The 19449-nt window shown below is 71.4% G+C and carries 22 protein-coding genes and 1 tRNA gene; 9 read left to right on the forward strand and 14 right to left on the reverse strand.

The genetic code is table 11. The features are described from left to right. Nucleotides 1-8 precede the first annotated feature (8 nt). Both relB and MXD58_RS02250 read right to left on the reverse strand, forming a co-directional pair. The gene (relB, locus tag MXD58_RS02245; RefSeq protein ID WP_248839122.1) at nucleotides 9-1505 is read right to left on the reverse strand and encodes a type II toxin-antitoxin system RelB family anti-toxin; all 1497 of its coding nucleotides are present in this window, start codon (nucleotides 1503-1505) and stop codon (nucleotides 9-11) included. Between the two features lie 148 nt (nucleotides 1506-1653). After that, nucleotides 1654-1848 carry a hypothetical protein gene (locus MXD58_RS02250; RefSeq protein ID WP_248839123.1) on the reverse strand — a complete coding sequence of 65 codons (195 nt, stop codon included), beginning with the start codon at nucleotides 1846-1848 and terminating at the stop codon, nucleotides 1654-1656. Between the two features lie 332 nt (nucleotides 1849-2180). Between MXD58_RS02250 and MXD58_RS02255 the strand changes: the two genes are divergently transcribed. The 7 genes from MXD58_RS02255 to MXD58_RS02285 all read left to right on the forward strand — a co-directional run bounded on the left by MXD58_RS02255 (nucleotide 2181) and on the right by MXD58_RS02285 (nucleotide 7833). Next, the gene (locus MXD58_RS02255; protein WP_248839124.1) at nucleotides 2181-3500 is read left to right on the forward strand and encodes a nicotinate phosphoribosyltransferase; all 1320 of its coding nucleotides are present in this window, start codon (nucleotides 2181-2183) and stop codon (nucleotides 3498-3500) included. A gap of 148 nt (nucleotides 3501-3648) precedes the next feature. Next, on the forward strand, nucleotides 3649-4335 hold the full coding sequence (locus tag MXD58_RS02260) for an NUDIX hydrolase (RefSeq protein ID WP_248839125.1): 687 nt from the start codon (nucleotides 3649-3651) through the stop codon (nucleotides 4333-4335). 37 nt (nucleotides 4336-4372) lie between these two features. Continuing rightward, on the forward strand, nucleotides 4373-4663 hold the full coding sequence (gene clpS / locus MXD58_RS02265) for an ATP-dependent Clp protease adapter ClpS (RefSeq protein ID WP_248839126.1): 291 nt from the start codon (nucleotides 4373-4375) through the stop codon (nucleotides 4661-4663). A gap of 662 nt (nucleotides 4664-5325) precedes the next feature. Continuing rightward, nucleotides 5326-5913, forward strand: coding sequence for a DUF2017 domain-containing protein (locus MXD58_RS02270; protein WP_248839127.1), 588 nt, complete (start codon nucleotides 5326-5328; stop codon nucleotides 5911-5913). Between the two features lie 55 nt (nucleotides 5914-5968). Continuing rightward, nucleotides 5969-6373 carry a M67 family metallopeptidase gene (locus tag MXD58_RS02275; RefSeq protein ID WP_374615515.1) on the forward strand — a complete coding sequence of 135 codons (405 nt, stop codon included), beginning with the start codon at nucleotides 5969-5971 and terminating at the stop codon, nucleotides 6371-6373. Between the two features lie 191 nt (nucleotides 6374-6564). After that, nucleotides 6565-6864 carry a MoaD/ThiS family protein gene (locus MXD58_RS02280; protein WP_248839128.1) on the forward strand — a complete coding sequence of 100 codons (300 nt, stop codon included), beginning with the start codon at nucleotides 6565-6567 and terminating at the stop codon, nucleotides 6862-6864. 21 nt (nucleotides 6865-6885) lie between these two features. Further along, nucleotides 6886-7833, forward strand: coding sequence for a PLP-dependent cysteine synthase family protein (locus tag MXD58_RS02285; protein ID WP_248839129.1), 948 nt, complete (start codon nucleotides 6886-6888; stop codon nucleotides 7831-7833). On the opposite strand, the gene rdgB is transcribed toward MXD58_RS02285, so the two are convergent. The 7 genes from rdgB to MXD58_RS02320 form a co-directional block, all read right to left on the reverse strand. Next, nucleotides 7830-8492 carry an RdgB/HAM1 family non-canonical purine NTP pyrophosphatase gene (rdgB, locus tag MXD58_RS02290; RefSeq protein ID WP_248839130.1) on the reverse strand — a complete coding sequence of 221 codons (663 nt, stop codon included), beginning with the start codon at nucleotides 8490-8492 and terminating at the stop codon, nucleotides 7830-7832. The two genes, MXD58_RS02285 and rdgB, sit on opposite strands and share 4 nt — an antisense overlap. Beyond that, nucleotides 8489-9232, reverse strand: a complete 744-nt coding sequence (gene rph / locus MXD58_RS02295) for a ribonuclease PH (protein WP_248839131.1) — start codon at nucleotides 9230-9232, stop codon at nucleotides 8489-8491. The genes rdgB and rph overlap by 4 nt, the downstream gene beginning before the upstream one ends. Nucleotides 9233-9302: 70 nt before the next feature. Next, nucleotides 9303-10049, reverse strand: coding sequence for an MBL fold metallo-hydrolase (locus MXD58_RS02300; RefSeq protein ID WP_248839132.1), 747 nt, complete (start codon nucleotides 10047-10049; stop codon nucleotides 9303-9305). After that, nucleotides 10046-10975, reverse strand: a complete 930-nt coding sequence (gene murI / locus MXD58_RS02305) for a glutamate racemase (protein ID WP_248839133.1) — start codon at nucleotides 10973-10975, stop codon at nucleotides 10046-10048. The genes MXD58_RS02300 and murI overlap by 4 nt, the downstream gene beginning before the upstream one ends. 1031 nt (nucleotides 10976-12006) lie before the next feature. Then, nucleotides 12007-12435: a DUF3307 domain-containing protein gene (locus MXD58_RS02310; RefSeq protein ID WP_250608996.1), complete on the reverse strand. Its 429-nt coding sequence runs from the start codon at nucleotides 12433-12435 to the stop codon at nucleotides 12007-12009. A gap of 73 nt (nucleotides 12436-12508) precedes the next feature. Next, a complete protein-coding gene (locus MXD58_RS02315) occupies nucleotides 12509-13381 on the reverse strand; it encodes an NAD(P)-dependent oxidoreductase (RefSeq protein WP_248839136.1) in 873 nt (290 codons plus the stop codon). A gap of 75 nt (nucleotides 13382-13456) precedes the next feature. Next, nucleotides 13457-13966 carry an NUDIX hydrolase gene (locus MXD58_RS02320; RefSeq protein ID WP_248839137.1) on the reverse strand — a complete coding sequence of 170 codons (510 nt, stop codon included), beginning with the start codon at nucleotides 13964-13966 and terminating at the stop codon, nucleotides 13457-13459. A 270-nt stretch (nucleotides 13967-14236) separates the two neighbouring features. Here MXD58_RS02320 and MXD58_RS02325 point away from each other — a divergent pair, with 270 nt between their 5' ends. Continuing rightward, nucleotides 14237-15253, forward strand: a complete 1017-nt coding sequence (locus MXD58_RS02325) for a tyrosine-type recombinase/integrase (RefSeq protein WP_250608997.1) — start codon at nucleotides 14237-14239, stop codon at nucleotides 15251-15253. 254 nt (nucleotides 15254-15507) lie between these two features. On the opposite strand, the gene MXD58_RS02330 is transcribed toward MXD58_RS02325, so the two are convergent. Next, a tRNA-Leu gene (locus tag MXD58_RS02330) sits at nucleotides 15508-15591 on the reverse strand. 312 nt (nucleotides 15592-15903) lie between these two features. Between MXD58_RS02330 and MXD58_RS02335 the strand changes: the two genes are divergently transcribed. After that, a complete protein-coding gene (locus MXD58_RS02335; protein ID WP_248839139.1) occupies nucleotides 15904-16335 on the forward strand; it encodes a hypothetical protein in 432 nt (143 codons plus the stop codon). Nucleotides 16336-16393: 58 nt separating this feature from the next. Here MXD58_RS02335 and bcp read toward each other — a convergent pair whose 3' ends face one another. The 4 genes from bcp to MXD58_RS02355 all read right to left on the reverse strand — a co-directional run bounded on the left by bcp (nucleotide 16394) and on the right by MXD58_RS02355 (nucleotide 19229). Next, a complete protein-coding gene (bcp, locus tag MXD58_RS02340; protein ID WP_248839140.1) occupies nucleotides 16394-16885 on the reverse strand; it encodes a thioredoxin-dependent thiol peroxidase in 492 nt (163 codons plus the stop codon). Between the two features lie 91 nt (nucleotides 16886-16976). Next, a complete protein-coding gene (locus tag MXD58_RS02345; protein WP_248839141.1) occupies nucleotides 16977-17822 on the reverse strand; it encodes a DsbA family protein in 846 nt (281 codons plus the stop codon). Continuing rightward, nucleotides 17806-18363: a MauE/DoxX family redox-associated membrane protein gene (locus MXD58_RS02350; RefSeq protein ID WP_248839142.1), complete on the reverse strand. Its 558-nt coding sequence runs from the start codon at nucleotides 18361-18363 to the stop codon at nucleotides 17806-17808. Before MXD58_RS02350 ends, MXD58_RS02345 begins: the two co-directional genes overlap by 17 nt. Beyond that, complete coding sequence (locus MXD58_RS02355) at nucleotides 18360-19229, reverse strand: SCO family protein (protein ID WP_248839143.1); 870 nt, start codon at nucleotides 19227-19229, stop codon at nucleotides 18360-18362. Before MXD58_RS02355 ends, MXD58_RS02350 begins: the two co-directional genes overlap by 4 nt. Nucleotides 19230-19449: the final 220 nt, after the last annotated feature.

Here is a 19449-nt window from a genome sequence, read left to right on the forward strand (position 1 = left end):
ATCCCGGATCAGTGCGCCGTCCGCAGACGCGGGCCGGGCAGCAGAGTCTCCCGGTGGCGCCACGCGAGCTCCAGGCAGGCCGCCGCCGACGGCGCGATGGGTTCGGTGTCGACAAGGCGGCGCAGAGCGGTGTGGGTGAACGGGATGCCTTCCGTCACCGCCCGGTTCGGCCCAGCGGTGACGACCGAGCCCTCCGTGTTGCTCTGCACCATGCCGCCGAACAACTTGTCGAAGGCGTCGGCGTCGATGACCACAACTGTGAGTATCTCGCCGAACAAGGTCAACGCGTCGAGGCCGATGCCGAAGTACGACACGCGCACGGTGCCGGCGCGACGCGCTTCCTCAAACGAGCGGAACGGCTCGTCGGTCGCGTAGTCGATCGCGCTGGACGAGCTGCCGTCGTGCTCGGGATTGCCGAGCAGTTCCTCGCTGAGCTCCCGCATGATGTTGCGCCACAGGTCGAAGTCGGCCTCGTGGTGGGTCGCGGTGATCCCGGACGGCTGGAACACTCCGGCCGGGATGACGTGGTAGACCCCGCCCGCGGTGGCGACCGATCCGGCGCTGCGCCGGTGCAGGAAGAAGCTCGCCTGGCCGCCCCGGTCATGCCGGATCGTCAAGGTGTTGACGGACGGCAGTGCGACGCGGCGGGCGAAGTCGAACGGGTTGCCGATGCGGGCCCGGAACGGCAGCGCCGGCCACGACAGCCCGGAGCCGGCCATCGCGGCGGCGGCCTCATGCGCCACGCTCTCGCAGACGTCGACCGCGTCGAAGTAGGTCGTGTGGCCGAAGCTCAGGGTCGGCCGGTTGCCGGGCGAGGCCGGCGCGCCGCCGTCACCGGCGATGTCCAGCAGCCGGAAGCTCAGCCGGTTCTCGAACAGCGTCGGGCGGTCCAGGTCGCGCATCGCGCGGGTGTAGCGCTGGTAGCGGGCTTGCGGGCGGCCGCCGCCGTGCAGCGGCCGGCTGCCGGCCGTCTCCGGTTCGTCGCCCTTGATCAGCGGCGGGGCGACCTGGTCGCTCCAGCGCAGGTTGACGTCGTCGATGTCGACCGGCCGGTCCCAGACCCAGCCGGGCCTGGCGAGCAGCCCGCTGCCGAGCCGATCGGACTCCGGATACAGCCGCACGGTGGCGCGCGCCAGGCTGATCCGGTGGTGGTTGAGGTGGTCCCGGGTCAGCCGCCAGGCACGCTGGCTGGCGGCCACCTGCTCGATCGCGGCGCTGCGCGGGCCGGCGTCGCGGCGCCGGTCGGCCATCGCCCCCGGCGCGAGCCCCACGTCCTCGGGGGACAGCGCCAGGTTGCGCGCGATGTGACGCAGGGTGGAGATGTCGTGGATGGCCCGGCGGCCGCTCTCGACCTTCGACACGTAGGACTGGTCGAAGCCCAGCCGATCGGCGAGCTGCTGCTGGGTCAGGCCGTGCGCCTGCCGGTAGGCCTTGAGGAGCTGGCCGACCCCGACACTGGCTGGAGTGGCCCGTGGCGGCGTCCAGAGCCAGGTTTGACCAGTCACCCGCTGTCCTCTCGTCCGACAATCGTGTTACGCGAAGTGAGCATAACGAGCCGGGCATCTGCGAGCGCACTAGCATAAATCGACCACTCCGTTGCGCAACATCCCCATTGCCGTGGGTTATCCGGAGACGATGTCCACAGATGCTCCTTCATTGGTTCGGCAGCCCATCGTGAAGATCCCAGATGATCACGATGATGATGGCGACGAGTATCCAACGGAAGAAGCGAAGTCGGCCCCACACATCCCGGGCGATACCGCGTCCCGCACGTGAGCCGAACACCAGCAGCGCGAGCAGCGCGCCACCCACCACGACGAGGAAGACGCCCGCATTGCTCTGGTCCACGGTGAAGACGATCGCATAGCGACCCGGCGCGGCAGTTGTGGTCCCGGCCAAATGCCGCCGGTGCGTGGAACTCCACGATCACGGGCGTCATCACGCGGCGGCACTCCCGGTGGGTTCGTGGCGGTGAGATCCTGGCTGGCGCTCCGTGCTGGCTGGCTGCGGTGCTGGGTGGCTGCGGTGCTGGGTGGCTGCGGTGTGAGCCATCATGGGGGAGGACCGCCGTCTCACCACCGGACCAACACGCAGCCGGTTTCGCGAACCCTGTCCCGCCGGTGGGCCCACGGGGCGTGGTTGGCGCGCATCTGGCCGGAGTCGTCCCTACCCTGTTCCGCGTGTCCACGGCCCTTCTGACCGATCACTATGAGTTGACGATGCTGCGGGCCGCACTGCGGTCAGGTGCGGCGGATCGACACGTGGTCTTCGAGGTCTTCACCCGCTCCCTGCCCCCCGGGCGTCGCTTCGGTGTGTTCGCCGGCAGCGGCCGGCTGCTCGCGGCCCTCGCCGAGTTCCGCTTCGGCCCGGCCGAGATCAGCGCCCTGCGCGCCACCGGCACCGTCGACGACGTCACGGCGGACTGGCTCGGCGACTACCGCTTCCACGGGGACATCCACGCGTTCGCCGAGGGCGAGCCCTTCTTCGCCGGCACGCCGGTCCTCGTCGTCGAGGGCACGTTCGCGCAGGCCGTGCTGCTCGAGACGCTCGTGCTGTCCGTGCTCAATCACGACAGCGCCATCGCCGCGGCCGCCGCGCGGATGGTCGCCGCCGCGGCCGGGCGCCCCTGCCTGGAGATGGGCTCCCGGCGCACCCACGAGGCGGCCGCCGTCGCCGCCGCCCGCGCGGCCTATCTCGCGGGTTTCACCGCTAGTTCCAACCTGGAGGCGGCGCGGACGTTCGCGGTCCCCAGCGTCGGCACCAGCGCCCACGCGTTCACCCTGGCGCACGCCAGCGAGGCCGACGCCTTCGCGGCCCAGGTCGCCTCCCTGGGGGTCGACACGACCCTGCTGGTGGACACCTATGACGTCCCCGCGGGCATCGCCGCGGCGGTGGCCGCCGCCGGCCCCGGCCTCGGCGCCATCCGGATCGACAGCGGCGACCTGGCTGCGCAGGCCACCGCCGGGCGCGCCCAGCTCGACGCCCTCGGCGCCACCGGCACCCGGATCATCGCGACCGGCGACCTCGACGAGCACGCGATCTCACGGCTCGCCAGCTCGCCCGTCGACGGTTACGGGGTCGGCACCAGCCTGGTCACCGGGTCGGGCGCGCCCACAGCGGGCTTCGTCTACAAGCTCGTCGAGGTCGACGGCGCCCCCGTGGCGAAGCGGTCGGTGGGCAAGAACTCGCGCGGTGGCCGCAAGCGGGTCGTGCGCCGCCACGACCCCACCGGCCGGGCTGTCGCGGACGTCATCCTGCCCGGTGCCACCGCGCCCGGCGCGGACCACGACACGCTCGCGCCGGTCGCCGGCGCGGACCGTGAGCTGCTGCGTCCCGTCGTGATCGACGGCAGGAACATCGAGGACGGCCTGACCGGGCCGGCGGGCACCCGCCGGGCCCGCGAGCACCACGCCGCGGCGTTCGCGGCCCTCCCGCCGTCGGCCCGTGACGTCCGCTTCGGTCAGCCCTGCCTGCCCGTGGTGCAGACGGCGCGGCATTGAACCGGCCGGGATTGAACCGGCCGGGATTGAACCGGCCGGGATTGAACCGGCCGGCGCTGAACCGGCCGGCGCTGAACCGGCCGGTGCCGGGCCTCGTGGTACCGGGCCCCGCCGTCGGGGGACGGGCCGCGATGGCCAGACTGGAGGGGTGCCGCCCGTCGTCGCCGTGACCGTGGACCTCGTCCTGCTGACGCTGCGCGCCGGCCGGCTGTGGGTGCTGCTGGTCCGCCGCGACGGCGACCCGCCCTCGGCCGACTGGGCGCTGCCCGGTGGCTTCGTCGACGGCGATCAGGACCTCGACGTCTGTGCCGCGCGCCAGCTCGTGGCACGGACCGGCGTCACCGCCACCGGCCATCTGGAACAGCTGCGGACGTACGGGGGCCCCTGGCAGGGCGCGCGGGCACCCGGCGTCAGCGTCGCCTACCTGGCCCTGCTGCCCAGCCCGCCGCCGCCGCCGAGCCGGCCCGGTCCGCTGCCGCGGTGGTGGCCGGTCGAGGAGCTGAGCGCGCCGGACGACGAGGGCCTCGCCCTCGACCAGCGACGGATCGTCGCGGACGGCGTGGAGCGCGCCCGGGCGAAACTCGAGTACACGCCACTCGCCGCCGCCTTCTGCGAGGTCCAGTTCACCCTCGCTGACCTGCGGCGGGTCTACGAGGCCGCGTGGGGAGTGTCGCTGGACCCGCCGAACTTCCGCCGCAAGGTGCTGTCCACTCCCGGCTTCGTCGTGCCGCTGGGACAGCGGACATCGCCGCGCGGTGGTGGTCGGCCGGCGGAGCTCTACCGGCGTGGTCCGGCCACCGCCCTGCATCCGCCGCTGCTTCGCCGGTCCGTCTGACTGCGTTGCCGGGCGGCGGACGCGCAACAATGGTCCCGTGTCTGTCGCATCGGTGTCGCCCCTCGACGTGGAGGAGGTCGATGAGGCCGTCGACGACGATCGGCCCTGGGTCACGATCGTCTGGAACGACCCGATCAACCTCATGTCCTACGTGACCTACGTGTTCCAGAAGCTCTTCGGCTACAGCAGGCCGAAGGCCACCGAGCTCATGCTCGACGTCCATCACAAGGGCAGAGCCTCGGTCGCGACCGGGACCCGGGAAGAGATGGAGGCCGATGCCGAGCGGCTGCATGCCTACGGCCTGTGGGCCACCATCGCCCAGGACTAGGCGGGTTCGGCGGGTCTCGACGGCCCCGTCCTGACCGAGCAGGCTGATCTGGTCGCTCTCGGGGGGCTCGGTGTCCGGGGCGGGCGCGCCGCCTTCAGCGTGGGCGACTGGCGCTGTTCCGCCGGTGGTTTCAGTGGCGGAAAGAAAAGCCTTTCCAGGGGTCTTCGGGGCGGTGTTTTCTCCGCCGTTCCGCAGGCGGGTACTGTGCCCCCGATGGCCCTTTTTTGTGGTCCGGTTGCTGAGCGTACTTCTGTTGTGGGGCAGGAGATGGGTTGGCGCTCGCGAATGGCGCCCGATGTCGTTCCCGCTCGCCGCCTGAATGCGACTGGTGCGGTGGAATATTGTGCCGCTTCCGGCCGGCGGCCGCGGGTGGGCCGATTTTGGTCACGTGTGGTCATCCGTGATGTTCGGAAGGTAGCGCTCCTTGATGAGGGCCGCTCTGTTTTTCTAGTTCTATGGTGCCACCCCTTTTTGGGTATGGGCACCCTGTCGCCCCCGAAGGTGGGTAGTCGAACGCGCGCTCCGGCCGCCACCACCGCGCCGTTTGGCTACTCTCCGAAGTCGGGGTCCGGATGGTGCCGGGGTGTCGGCCACCGGCTGCACTAGGCTGGCTTCGGTCGCCCCGCGACCGGCATGCCTGCCGCCGTGTGTCCCAGCGGGGCATGGGTCCGCGCGCAGGGGTGTGTCCCAGCGAGGAAGGACGCGAGGACGTGGCCGCTGACGGTTTCCGTCGCACCCGTGCCGGGATCGAGCTGAGGCTGCCCGAGCTCGAGGCGACGCTGCTGTCCGAACTGGTTGGCCAGATCGACGCGCTGCTCGAGGCGCCGCCGGTCGAGGACCCGCTGGAGGCGTTGGTCGGGCTGCGCGACACCGCACCCCCGCCGCCGGACGATCCGGCCCTGGCCCGGCTGCTGCCGGATCCCTATCCTGACGATCCGATGGCCTCCGGTGACTTCCGCCGCCGTCGGACCGATGATCTGCTGGCCCGCAAGCGGGAGGCCGCCCGCCGGGTGCTGGCCGCCGTGCCCGCCCCGGGACGGGCGCTCGTGCTCGACGAGGCCGCCGCCCAGGACTGGCTGACCACCCTGAACGACCTGCGCCTCGTCCTCGGCACCCGGCTCGCACTCACCGACGACGACTCGACCACCGAGCTCGAACATCTCGAGCCCGACGACCCGCGACGCCCGCTGGTGGCGGTGTATGCGTTCCTGACCGAGCTGCTCGACGACCTCACGCGGGCCCTGGACTGACGGTCGTCTCGAAAGAGCTGCCCGGATCCGCCTGTCCGCGTCGTACGGTGGGCCTGTGCTGCGTATCGACCGTGCCTGCTACGAGGCGATCGTCGCCCATGCCCGCCGTGACCATCCCGACGAGGCGTGTGGCGTCGTCGCCGGCCCGGTCGGCTCGGACCGGCCGGAGCGGTTCGTCGCGATGGAGAACGCCGAGCGCTCGCCGACCTTCTACCGCTTCGACGCCACCGAGCAGCTCCGGGTGTGGCGGGAGATGGACGACCGCGACGAGGAACCCGTCGTGATCTACCACTCGCACACCGCGACGGAGGCCTATCCGTCCCGCACGGACATCGCCCTCGCCGGCGAGCCCGGCGCGCACTACGTGCTGGCTTCCACCCGGGAACCGGACAGCACCGACTTCCGGTCGTTCCGGATCGTCGACGGAGTGGTCACCGAGGAGCCGGTGGAAATCGTCTGAGATTCGCGGGCGTTGCAGCTCGTCGGGGCCGCGGTGGGCCCGCCCGGCCGATGGCCGGACAGCTACCTCGCCGCGCGGCATTCTGGGCATGGGGGCCGGGTATCCGCCAGCATCGTCCCCGCGTGCCGGTCCCGCCCAGCCGGGCAGTGCGTCGGTCAGACCTGACCGGCGACATCCTTGAAAGGAGCACCATGGCAGTCCAGGTCCGTGTGCCGACGATTCTGCGTACCTACACGGGAGGCGCGAAGCTGGTCGAGGGCACCGGCGACACGATCGCCGCCCTCTTCCTCGACCTCGACAGCCGCTACGACGGCCTGCGCGGCCGGCTGGTGACCGGCGACGACGGCTCCGAGCTGCACCGCTTCGTCAACATCTACATCAATGACGAGGACGTGCGTTTCCTCGGCGGTCTCGACGCCAAGCTGGGCGACGGCGACGAGGTCACCATCCTGCCCGCGGTCGCCGGTGGTAGCGCCGACGCCCGCCTCTGAGCGAAGCGGCAGGTCCGACGCATGCGATTCGACTCCCTGGCCGACTCGGTCGGCCGGACCCCGCTCGTCGGGCTTCCGCGGCTGTCCCCGTCGCCGGAGGTCCGGCTGTGGGCGAAACTCGAACAGAACAACCCGACCGGTTCCATCAAGGACCGGGCGGCGCTGTGGATGATCGCTGATGGGGAGAAGCGCGGCGTGCTGACCCCCGGGGCGACGGTGCTCGAACCGACCTCGGGCAACACCGGGATCTCGCTGGCGATGGTGTGCCGCCAGCGGGGTTACCGGCTGGTCTGCGTGATGCCGGAGAACACCTCGATCGAGCGCCGCCAACTCCTGCAGATGTGGGGCGCCGAGATCAGGTATTCGCCGGCCGCCGGCGGGTCGAACGAGGCGGTCGCCGTCGCGAAGCGCCTGGCCGCCGAGAATCCGGACTGGATCATGCTTTACCAGTACGGCAACGCGGCCAACGCCCAGGCGCACTACGAGACCACCGGTCCGGAGATCCTCGAGGACCTGCCGAATATCACCCACTTCGTCGCCGGCCTCGGCACCACCGGAACGCTCATGGGCACCGGGCGCTACCTGCGGGAGCACGTCCCCGGCATCTCGATCGTCGCCGCCGAGCCCCGCTACGGCGAGCTCGTCTACGGCCTGCGCAACATCGACGAGGGCTTCGTGCCTGAGCTGTACGACCCGTCGGTGCTGACCTCGCGCTACTCGGTCGGGCCGAAGGAGGCCCTGCGGCGCACCCGGGAGCTCGTCCAGGAGGAGGGCATCTTCGCTGGGATCTCCACCGGCGCGATCCTGCACGCCGCGATGGGCGTGGCGGAGCGGGCCGTCCGCGACGGGCGGCCGGCGGAGATCGCCGTCATCGTCTGCGACGGCGGCTGGAAGTACCTGTCCACCGGCGCCTACGCGGGCACCCTCGAGGAGGCGGAGGCCGCTCTCGAAGGTCAGCTCTGGGCCTAGCCAGGTCCCGGGGTGGCCGCGTTCGCGGGCGCCTCGGGGGCGAGGACCTGGCCGATGACGACGGCAAGTTCGCGGAAGGCGCGGCCGCGGTGGCTGATCGCGTCCTTCTCGGCCGCGCTCAGCTCGGCGTTGGTGCCGGTCTGGCCCTCGGCGACGAACAACGGGTCGTAGCCGAAGCCGTTCTGCCCGCGCGGTCCGGTCAGCAGCGCGCCGCGCAGCTCGCCGTGGGCGACCCGTTCGACGCCCGCCGGGGTGACCAGCGCGACGGCGCAGACGAACGCCGCACCCCGGCGCTCGGCGGGCACGTCGTCGAGCTGGGCGAGCAGCAGCGCGTTGTTCGCCTCGTCGCGCTGCTCGCGGGTGCCGTCGCGGCGGCCCGACCAGCGCGCCGAGCGGATGCCGGGCATCCCGGCGAGCTCGTCAACGGCGAGGCCGGAGTCGTCGGCCACCGCGGGCAGCCCGGTCGCCTCGACGGCCGCCCGCGCCTTGATCAGTGCGTTCTCCGCGAAGGTGGTTCCGGTCTCGGCCACCTCCTCGCCGTCGGGCAGACCCACCAGCTCGATCGCGAGGTCGCTGGCGGCCAGGATGCGGCGCAGCTCGACGAGCTTGGCCTCGTTGCGGGTGGCAAGGACGATCTTCGTCGCCGCTCCGGCGTTCATCGGGTCACCGCCGCGCGCGGCGGTCCGGCCGGCGCCGGGCCGCTGAGGGCCTCGGCCTGCAGGGCGGTGAGTTGGGCGCAGCCGCGCACGGCGAGGTCGAGCAGGCTGTCGAGCATCGTCCGGTCGAACGGGGTGCCCTCGGCGGTGCCCTGTACTTCGACGAAGCCGTCCGCGCCTGTGCACACGACGTTCATGTCGGTGTCGGCGGTGGAGTCCTCGGTGTAGGCGAGGTCGAGCATCGGCTCGCCGCCGACGACGCCGACGCTGACCGCGGCGATGCTCGTGGTGATCGCGGCAGGCCGGTTCAGCCAGCGGGTGGCATCGACGAGGGCGACGTAGGCGCCGGTGATCGCGGCGGTGCGGGTGCCGCCGTCGGCGAGCAGCACGTCGCAGTCGATGGCGATGGTGTTCTCGCCCAGTGCCTTCAGGTCGATGCAGGCCCGCAGGCTGCGCCCGATCAGCCGGGAGATCTCGTGGGTGCGTCCGCCGACCTTGCCGCGCACGGACTCGCGGTCGTTGCGGGTGTTCGTGGCCCGCGGCAGCATGGCGTACTCGGCGGTCACCCACCCCAGGCCACTGCCCTTACGCCAGCGCGGGACCCCGGTGGTCACGGAGGCGGCGCACAGCACCCTGGTCCGCCCCGCGCTGATCAGCGCGGATCCCTCGGCGTGCTCCTGCCAGCCCCGCTGGATTGTCACCGGCCGCAGTTCGTCCGGCTTTCTACCATCGACTCGTGTCACCCCGCGACCCTATCGGGCCGCTGCCGCCCGGCTGGCCCACGCCTGACTGGCCCACACCGGCCGCCCTGGGTCAGACCTCGAAGACCGCGCCCGGGGTGGCGATGGTCAGGTCGCCGTCGAACGCGCCGGCGGCCTCCTCCTCGGAGCGGGCGGCGTTGCCCCAGGGCACGAGGTGGGTCAGCACGAGCCGGCCGACGTCGGCGCGCCGCGCGTGCTCGCCGGCCTCGCGGCCGGTCAGGTGCAGGTCGGGCGGGTTGTCCTCGTCGTCGAGGAACGATGCCTCGCAGAGGAACAGGTCGCTGTCCTGGGCGAGGCGGACGAGCCGCTCGCACGCGCCGGTGTCACCCGAGTACGTGAGCACCCGGTCGCCGGCAGTGATCCGCGCGCCGTAGGCCTCAATGGGATGGGCCACGCGGGTCAGGTCGATCCGGAACGGTCCCACGTGCAGGCAGCCGGCGCCGATGGTGCGGAAGTCGTAGATGTCCGCGAGGCTGTCCTCCGGCCACTTCTCGAACGCGCCGCAGAGCCGTTCCTGGGTGTTGATCGGTCCGTAGACCGGAAGCTTGGGGGGCATCCCCTCGGGGTGGTAGCGCCGCGCGTAGGAGTTCGCGACCATGTCCAGACAGTGATCGCCGTGCAGGTGGCTGAGTAGGACCGCGTCGATGTCACGAAGATCGCAGTGGCGCTGCAGCTCGCCCATCGAACCGTTGCCCGCGTCGACGACGAGCCGGAAGCCCTCGGACTCCACCAGGTAGGACGAGCAGGCGGAGGCCGGGCCGGGGTATGTGCCGGAACAGCCGAGAATCGTCAGTTTCACCGTGGCACCACCGGGCTCTGATGGTCGGAATCTTGCGGGTACTGGCCGGAATCCTGCGGAGGAGGGACAGGGTCCGCCGGGGATCGGGCGGGCCAGGGGGCTGGAGTCGGGGAGCCGGCCGGCGTCGAGCTGGCCGCCACCGGCGAGACCTGGGCGAGTTCGGGGCCCAGGAACCTGCGTCCCACCCGGGTGAACAGGGCGGGATCACCTGTCGTCAGGAACTGGTGGCTGGGCGGCGCAAGGGCGGGATCCCGGAAGAGGCTCTCGCGCGCCAACACCCGGTAGGTGTCCTTCGCGGTCTCCTCAGCGCTGCTCACCAGCGTTACGCCCTCTCCCATCACGAGGCCGATGACGCCAGTCAACAGAGGATAATGCGTGCATCCAAGAATTACCGTGTCAACCCTGGCTTCCTGCAACGGTGCGAGGTAGGCCTCTGCCAGCCCCAACAGCTGGCGTCCCGAGGTGATACCCCGCTCCACGAAGTCCACGAACGCCGGGCAGGCGACGGTGGTGAGACTCACCCCCGACGCGGCGGTGAAGGCATCGTCGTAGGCGCGGCTGGCGATCGTGGCCGACGTCCCGATGACGCCGACGCGGCCGCTGCGGGTGGCCGCCACCGCGCGCCGGGTCGCCGGCATGATCACTTCGACGACGGGGACGTCGTAGCGCTCCCGGGCATCGCGCAGGCACGCGGCGCTGGCCGTGTTGCAGGCGATGACGAGCAGTTTCACTCCCTCCGCTACCAGACGATCGAGGCATTCAAGAGCAAAACGCCGCACTTCGGCGATCGGGCGCGGTCCGTAGGGTGCTCGCTCGGTGTCACCGAGATAGAGGAGGGGCTCGTGCGGAAGCTGGTCGAGAATCGCGCGGGCCACGGTCAGGCCGCCTACTCCGCTGTCGAACACCCCTACTGGCGCGCCGCTCATGAGCGATCAGACTAAGCCGGAAACCCGGTGCTCACCCTGTGGCTGTCATCACGAAACCTTTGTCCAATGCCGGACACCACCCAGAAGTCGCCGGTACTACCGATCTGCCTGGTTGGCGTGGTTGGCGCCAGGGTCGAGGGCCGGTGGTCCCGGGCCGGTCGCCCAGGGTGCGCCGGGTCCGGACGATGTGTGGCGGATCGGCATCGACCGAATGATCGCGAAGATCGGAGTGTCCATGGAATGGCTGAATTGAGCTCGGCGGACTACAGGCCCAGGGCGAGTAAGCCGGGTGTACGCTAGAACTGCCTGTAATCGATCAGTGACTACAAGCTATCGAACAGGTAGGTTGAGAATGCGGCTGTGGTGTCCGGGTCGCCATCCGTCCCCGACTCGCGATGCCCAGTCGCTCCTCGGTCTCGGCGGCGTCCGGTCGGGTCATCCACGCGGGTGTTCCGACTGGCACCGTCGGGCCAGGGAGTCCGAACGGCACCCTGCGCCGCTGACACCACGTCCTGGGCTGGTCGGGGCCGCGCGGGCGGGCTGACCAAGCGGGATGATGGCCGCCAAACCGGTATCGCTGCCTGTCAGGTTGACGTCGATCGAGGTTGCCGGCTCGGCGTCGGCGGTAGGAAGGTAACGGCGGCAATCAGAGCGGTCCGCCCGTACTCGGGCCAGCCCGGGCATCGCGGCCGACGCCGGTCCACGTCCACTCCGTCCTCGTGGGGGTCACCATCACTGCCTGGCTCGTGAACCCGCAGGTTGGCCGCCCGGTCGGCTTCGTCAGGAGCGGGACCGACTGGTCGGGCGCCGACGCGCCCGCTGATCCGAACGCGGATGACTGGTCGTCGAGCTGGGACTACGCCGGTCCCGACGGCGCGGACGGCGCGGACGATGACCGCTGGGAGAGTGCCGGCGGAGACGACAACATTTCGTGGAGCGTTGCCCCGCGCGGCCGCCGACCCCAGTGGTCGCGCGCCCGGCCGGGCCGGTAAGCCGCAGCCGCGCCCGGCCGGTCCCCAGCCCGGCCGCGTTCAGAGCAGCACCGCCACCAGCGCTGCCACCCACAGTGACACGCCGTGCAGTGCCTGGTCGGCCAGGTACATGCCGTTGAGTCCGTGATCGGCGAGGTCGGCGAACTCCCCACTGCCCGTGCGCACCAGCAGGCAGCGCACCGCCCGGCGCCGGTCCCACAACGCGTGGCTGAACATCGAGACGGCCAGTCCGGCGGCACAGCCGGGAACCGACAGCCGCAGGCCCAGCGCGACCAGCGCGATCGTGACCATCACGACGAGCACTGCGTGGTAGGCGACCAGGTGCCGAGCCAGCGCCGCCCAGCCCACCCTCCCCGGTGTGGACTTCAGTCGAGCCTGGGCATCGGTCTGCCCCAGCACGTGGTCGGCGAGCTTGTGCCCCAGGCTCAGGGTCACCACCAGCACCGCGAAGGTCACGGCCGCGGTCATGTCGGCGGGATGATCCATGCGGTCAGCCTGCGCCGCGGCGTGGCGGGAGACCGCATCCTGAGACGGCTTCTGCTCAGGCCAGGCCGGCGCGGCGGCGGGCGGTCTCGGCCACCGCCGCCCAGTCGTGCTCGGCCTGCCCATGGGCCAGCGCGTCGACGAACGCGTCCCGCAGGACCGAACCGAACGGCAGCGGCACGTTGCGTTCCTGCCCGGCGGCGAGCGCCAACTGGACGTCCTTGAAGCCCAGTGGTAGCCGGAAGTTCACCGGCTCGTAGTTCCGCCGCCCGATCATGCCGCCGTAGCCGGCGAAGACGGGACCGGTGAACAGGCCCTCCGTCAGGATCTCGATGAACATCGCCGGATCGAGCCCGTCGGCCTCGATCACCGTGGTCGCCTCGGCCATCGCCTCGATCGAGCACGCGATGAGGTAGTTGCCGAAGATCTTCACGAGGTTCGCCTGCTCGGGCCGGTCGCCGACGGTCCAGGTGCGCCGGCCGGCCACGTCGAACAGCGGGCGCACCTCATCGATGGCGGCGGCGTCACCAGCCGTGACGATGTTGAGATTGCCGGCGGCGGCCGCGTCGGTGCGGCCGAAGACCGGCGCGGCGAGGTAGCGCAGGCCGTGCTCGGTGTGCGCGGCGTCGGCCCGCGCGGCGAGGGTGGGGCTGACCGTCGCCAGGTTCACGTGCAGGGCGCCGGCGGGCGCCGCCCCGAGCACCGCCGGGTCGAGCAGGCGCTCGGTGACGGCGTTGTCGTCGGCGAGCATGCTCAGCACGACACCGGTCGCGAACGCCTCGTCGATGCTCGCCGGCACGGCGCCGGCGTCGGCGAGGCGGGCGACGGGCTCGGGGGAGCGGTTCCAGACCAGCATCGTGTGGCCGGCGTCCATCAGGTTGCGGGCGATCGCGGCGCCCATTCCACCGAGGCCGATGAATCCGATCTTCACGGTTCGTGCTCCCGTCGCAGCCAGGACGTCGTCACCAGGCGATCACGTGGCGTCTCATCGTATGCGTGCCGCTGCTCAGGAATGGTCCGCCACGGCAGCGAGGGCGGCGGTGACGAGGTGGCGCATCAGCGCCGGATCGTCCCCGCGGTAGCGCCGCAGGAACTCCTCCGGCGGGATGACGAGGCGCCCCGCGGACTCGTGGGTCCGCACCCACGAGGCGAGCTCGCGGACCCGGGCGGCCCGGATCACCATGTAGGTGAGGTCGCCCGGGCCGAAGTGGTCGGACTCGATGACCTCGACGGGGCGCAGTTCACCGAGGCGGGCGCGGATCTCCTCCCATGCCTCGCGCCGCACCGTCTCATCCACCGACATCTCGTCGCGCCGCACGTGCCCGCCGGGGAGGTCCGGCCCGCGGTCGAGCTCCGCGAGGACGAGCCGGCCATCGTCGGTGATCGCGACCGCCGCGGCGCTGGTCACCCGATCGATCGGCGGGTCCGGCACCGGCCCGAGACAGGTGAGTCGGGCGCCGCCGGTGCCCGCGCGAACCGGGCGGCGGTCCGCGTTCTGTGCGCTCTCGCTGATCATCGGAGAATTCTAGGGCTTCGCTCGGCGGACGAAGCTCGGTCAGGAATGTGGGGAGGCGTCCTGCACATCGCCTCCGCCTCGACGTCGCGAGCGGCCGGCGTCGCCCACGAGCATGGGGGAATGTAGATGATCGCGATCGTCATGGGCCAGCTGCGATGCACGAGGCCGCCACGCTCATCGGCCGGCCACCGATAGCCAGAGGAACAGCGCGCCAGAGACGTGACGTCGTACCAGCACGCCGCAGAATTCGCGGCCATGATGTGGCCGACCGTGTCCCCCGGCCACCGGCGGAACCTCGCCGAAAGCCTCGCGACCCACACCCCCGCGTTCTACCTCCCGAAGGCCGCCCGGGGCCGGCCCGACGCGCTGCTCCTGCGCCGGGCGATGTACGACTGGGCGTACCGGCCGTCGGCCCGCTGGCGGACCGAACGCGGCGAGGCCGTCGAGGTCGACCCGCCCGAACAGCTCGCCGAAGCGGCGGCGTGGCTGGCCGCGAACACGGTCCGCGTAGACCAGGTCGACGAGGCGATGGTCCGCGCCGCCGTCGCCCTGGGCGGGAGGACGCTCGCCGGGAAGCCCGCGGCGGCGAAGACCGCGGCCCGGCACCGATCGGTGCTGCACTCGGCCCTCAACTACGCCGTCGAGCGGCGCCTCGCCGGCGGGAACCTACTCCGAGAGCTGCCCACGGTCCGGCTACGGGTGGCGAAAGCGATCGACCCGCGGTCGGTCGCGAACCATGCCCAGGTCGACGCGCTCGTGGCCGCCGTCGGGACCATCGACGGCGGCCGGTATCTCCGGTATCGCGCGTTCTTCGGCTGCGTCGGGAAGGCCGGGCTTCGGCCGGAGGAGGTCCGGGACCTCGGCGAGAGCAACGTTGTGCTCCCCGACGACGCCGAGGGCACGGCGGCGTGGGGCCGGTTCCTGCTCGCCACGGCCGACCCGGAGCTCGACGACGAGTGGTACGACGCCGGGGAGCGGGAGAGCCAGCCCCTGAAACATCGGGCGAGGGGGGAGATCCGGTCGGTGCCGATCTCTCCGTCGCTGGTGGTGCTGATCCGCGCGCACATCGCCGAGTTCGGCTGGCAGGACGGGCGGCTGTTCCGGGGGGAACGCGGCGGGCCGCTGACGACGGGCATGTACGGCAAGGTGTACCGCTCGGCCAGGAAGGCGGCATTCACGCCAGAGCAGGTGTCGAGCCCGCTCGCGGAGACGACGTACGACCTGAGGCATTCCGCGTTGTCGAACATGCTGGCGGCCGGCGTCGATCCGATGCAGGTAGCGAGATAGGCAGGTCACTCTCTGCAAATGCTTACACGGTGTACGCGCACGTCGTTGACGGGCGCGAAGAGATCAATTTGGCGCGGCTCGCCGCGGCCATGGAGGGTGGATCATGACGGGGGTTTCGGACACGTCTCGGGCTGGAGTGGCTGCCGGTGGCTGCCGCCCGTTGCCGGTAGCTGCCGGTGGTGGAGGGGGGGCGGAGGTCGCAGAAGAAACGCCCTACCTGCTGTTTACCAGCACCATTAGAACTAATGTTCTAATGGTGCGGGAGGGGGGATTTGAACCCCCACGCCCTAGGGCGGCAGGACCTAAACCTGCTGCGTCTGCCATTCCGCCACTCCCGCGTGGCTTCCAGCGTAGCGAGGGGTGCGGTGGGCGGGGCTGGGAGGTTCTCTGAAGCGTTGAGCGGTGGTGACGCTGTGGCGGCGGATTGGCCGTATGTGTCCTAGTTGGCCCTATGGGGTTTGGGTGGTTGCGAACCGGACACGTAGGAACGCGTCGCAGTGTTCGTGCCGCGCCGCCTTGCCGACCCGGCGGTCGCCCAACCGACAGGCACAGCGGATCCGTTGTCGGCAGCCCGACCCGCACCGACAGGCCGTCGGCGGCAGGCTGGTGCACGCGCCGAAACGCGCGAGGACGACTTGGAGACGACGCACATGACGAGCACGGAGGTCCGGGAACCGGACAGACCCGCGGACATTACCGGCGGCGTTGCCGAGCAGGCCGGCATCGGTGGGGCGGACGGCTCCGCCGAGGATGCCACCGCCGCCGAGCGGGCGTTGCTCGAACGGAACGAGGCGCTGACACTCATCCACGGTGGTCTGGCGACCACCGCCACCGTCGACACGCTGCGGGACACCGGGGCACGGGTGAACGGGCGGGCCGTCGCCGAGATGCGCCTGCTTGTTCGCCGGGCGAGCGGGGACACGTACCTGGTGGTCCGCAGCGCGGTGGTGCCCGACTCGAACGTCGACCTCGCCACGGTGGCCGTCAGCTCCTCCGGCCGGCCCCGGCGCATCCCGGTGCTCGTCGATCCGGGCCGGCCGGGCAACGTGCTACTGCGCTGGGACCTGCGTCCCGCGAGCTGATCGCCGCGGTCGCCAACGGCCTGGCCGGGCCTCGACAGCCAGGCGCGGCCCCGGCGGGTCAGGCGGTGGCGAGGTCCAGGTCGCGCAGGAGCTTGGCGACGTGGCCGGTGGCGCGCACGTTGTACTGGGCGACCTCGATCGCGCCGTCCGCGTCGATCACAAACGTCGAGCGGATCACACCGACGGTCTTCTTGCCATACATCGTCTTCTCGCCGAACGCGCCATAGGCCCGCAGCACCGCCCGGTCCGGGTCGGAGAGCAGCGGGAACGTCAGCGCCTCCTGGTCGCGGAACTTCGCCAGCTTCGCGGGCTTGTCGGGGGAGATGCCGAGCACGTCGATGCCGGCGTCATTGAGCTGCGCGAGGCTGTCGCGGAAGTCGCAGGCCTGCTTGGTGCAGCCGGGGGTGGACGCGGCCGGGTAGAAGTACACGACCACACGGCGGCCCTTGAACGACGACAGGGAGATCTCGTTGCCGTCGGCGTCGGGCAGGGTGAACGTGGGCGCGGGATCGCCGGGGGCGAGACGGGCGGCGCTGGCGGTCTCAGTCATGCCCCGACAAGCTAGTCCTGACCTTCGCGGGACGGCAAACCTGGGTCCTGTGGTCGGCCGTCCCGCGCGTCGCGGCCAGTGCGCGGCGGTGTCAGCTCGCCGCGTTGACGGCGGCGGTGAAGCCGGCCGGGGTGAGCTGGTCGCCGGAGAGTTGCTTGCCGGCGATGAGCACGGTCGGGGTCGAGGTGACGCCGGCCTTCGACGCGTCGCTGTCGACCTTGGCGACGTAGCCGTCGTAGGTGCCGTTGTTCACCGCGTCCTTGTATGCCTGCGTGGTCAGGCCGGCCTTGGCGCCGAGGGTGATCAGGTCGGCCTTGGTGAAGCCACCGGTGTGCTCCTCGGGCTGGTTGGCGTAGAGGACGTTGTGCAGCTCGCGGAACCTGCCGACGTTCGCGGCGGCGGCGCCGGCGTTGGCCGCGCGCTTCGACTCGGGGCCGAGGAACGACATCATGTGGTAATTAATCTTGATCTTGCCCTGGTCGAGCAGGGTGCCGATGGTCGGGCCGGTCTGCTTCTCCAATGCCTCGCAGGCGGGGCACTGGAAGTCCTCGTACATGTCGACGGTGACGGGCGCGGACGCCTTCCCGACGACGATGCCGCCGGCGGAGCCGGTCGCCGTGGCCGGCAGCACGACGGGCTTGGACTCCTCGCGGGAGTTCTGCACGACGATGCCGATCACGCCGGCGACGACGAGCGCGGCCACCACGGCGGCGGTGATGATCCAGGTGCGACGGCGCTTCTCCTTCGCCGCCGCCTCGGCCCGCGCCGCCGCGGCCTTCGCCCGGCGCTCCTCGGCGCTGTTGGCGCGCCGCCGCTCGGACGGCGGACCCCCGGCGGCGGACGGGTTGGACCCGCGCCCTGTGGCGCCCCCGGCGCCCCCGGCTCCGGAACGGTCACGGGGGCCGTTCTTGCCCCCTGGCTTAGTCTTCGAGGCCATCTGTGTCACTCCCGAAACGGTCGTCCACCGGCGATTCGTGGTCACCCGGGCGGTCGAGGAGGCGGTCCGCGCTGAGGTAGCCGGCGGGCCGCCAGGCGAGCAGGGCTGCCGCGGCCAGCAGGAGGCTGTCGCGGATCAGCTCAGAGGTGTAATGCGTGGGCGCGTCGGCCGTGAGGTCGCCGCCGGAGGAGAAGCAGCCGCAGTCGATGCGCAGCCCGCGGGCCGCCGCCGAGGCGATGGCGGCGATGTACGTCGCGAACATCAGCGCCGACACGATCGCGGTGACCCGCACGGCGAGCCCGACGATCAGCAGCAGGCCGAGGGCGATCTCCAGGAACGGGACGGCATAGGCCACCGGCTGCACCAGCGCCTCGGGCAGGATCCGGAACGCCCGCACCGAGCGGAGCATCCCATCGGGATCGTTGACCTTCAGCAGCCCGGCGGCGAGCCACACCCCGCCGAGCAGGAACCGGAGCACGGTGGACACGACGCGGCTGGTCGGCTGCGTCGGCGTGCTCAGGCGGTAGGCGATCGTGTTCATTGTCGCTGTTCTCCGGACCGCTCGGCGGTCAGCTTGGGCAGGTCATCGATGTAGTCCTGGACGCTCGTGCCCGCGAGGTACAGCGCGCGGACCCGGCTGTCCCGGGAGAATGCGATCACCTGGGAACCGTGGGTGACCAGGACGGAGCCGTCGGCCTGGACCTCCGGCCTGGACAGGGGGACGCCGAGGGCATCGGCGCCCGCCTGGATCCGCTCGAAGGTGCCGCGGACCCCGATGAAGCTGGAGTCGAACTGTCTGAGCCAACGAGTGAGAACCGGCCCGGTATCCCGATCAGGGTCGGTCGTCACGAACACGACCGAGATCTGGGCGCGGACGTCCGGTTTGACCTCGCTCAGGGCGGCTGCGAGGTCGGCCATCGTCGTCGGGCAGACGTCCGGGCACATCGTGTATCCGAAGAACACCAGGGTGATCTTGCCCTTGGTGCGGGCCCGCAGGTCGAACGGCGCGCCGTTGACGTCGGTCAGGTTGAGCGCGGGCTTGGCCGTCCGCTCGGCCGGGACGGTGCCGTGCAGACCGTCGTTGTCGGGGTCGCCGGCGTCGACCACCGTCACCCCGGCGCTGTTCGTGCCCGTTCCCGCGCAGGCGCTGAGCAGGATCAGCGACGACGCGGCCAGGGTCGAACCGGCGAGGGTGACGAGCCGGCCAGTCCGGCGCCGGACGGCGGCCAGGCGGGACTGCCGCCAGCGTTCGGACCCGGCGGCCGTGCCCCGCGGCCAGGACGTGGGCGGGTCAGGGGTGGTCGGTGCGGTGGCGAGTCCGTCCGCGGTGCACGCCAGGGGCTGGCGCGGGGCGGGGAACCGTCGCGGTCGGACGGGCCGGCCGCGGCAGGGTCGGGTCGTGAACATGAGGCTCCAGGAGCAGGCGCGACGGGGCGCGCGGGCTCACTCCCGGCCGGCGACGGCACGGGAGTGACGATGTGGTGACGGAGAATCAGGCTGCGGCGAGCTGCCAGGCCGCGGCCTGGTGATCAGCGGTGGCTCGGGTGGCGCCGGGTGGCCCGCGGCGGGCGACGGCATGGCGCAGCATCGCGAGCCGCGGCAGGGCGTCGGGCGGCTCGTGGCACGG

Origin of the sequence: Frankia sp. AgKG'84/4 (assembly GCF_023242965.2) — a bacterium.
Lineage (GTDB): Bacteria > Actinomycetota > Actinomycetes > Frankiales > Frankiaceae > Frankia.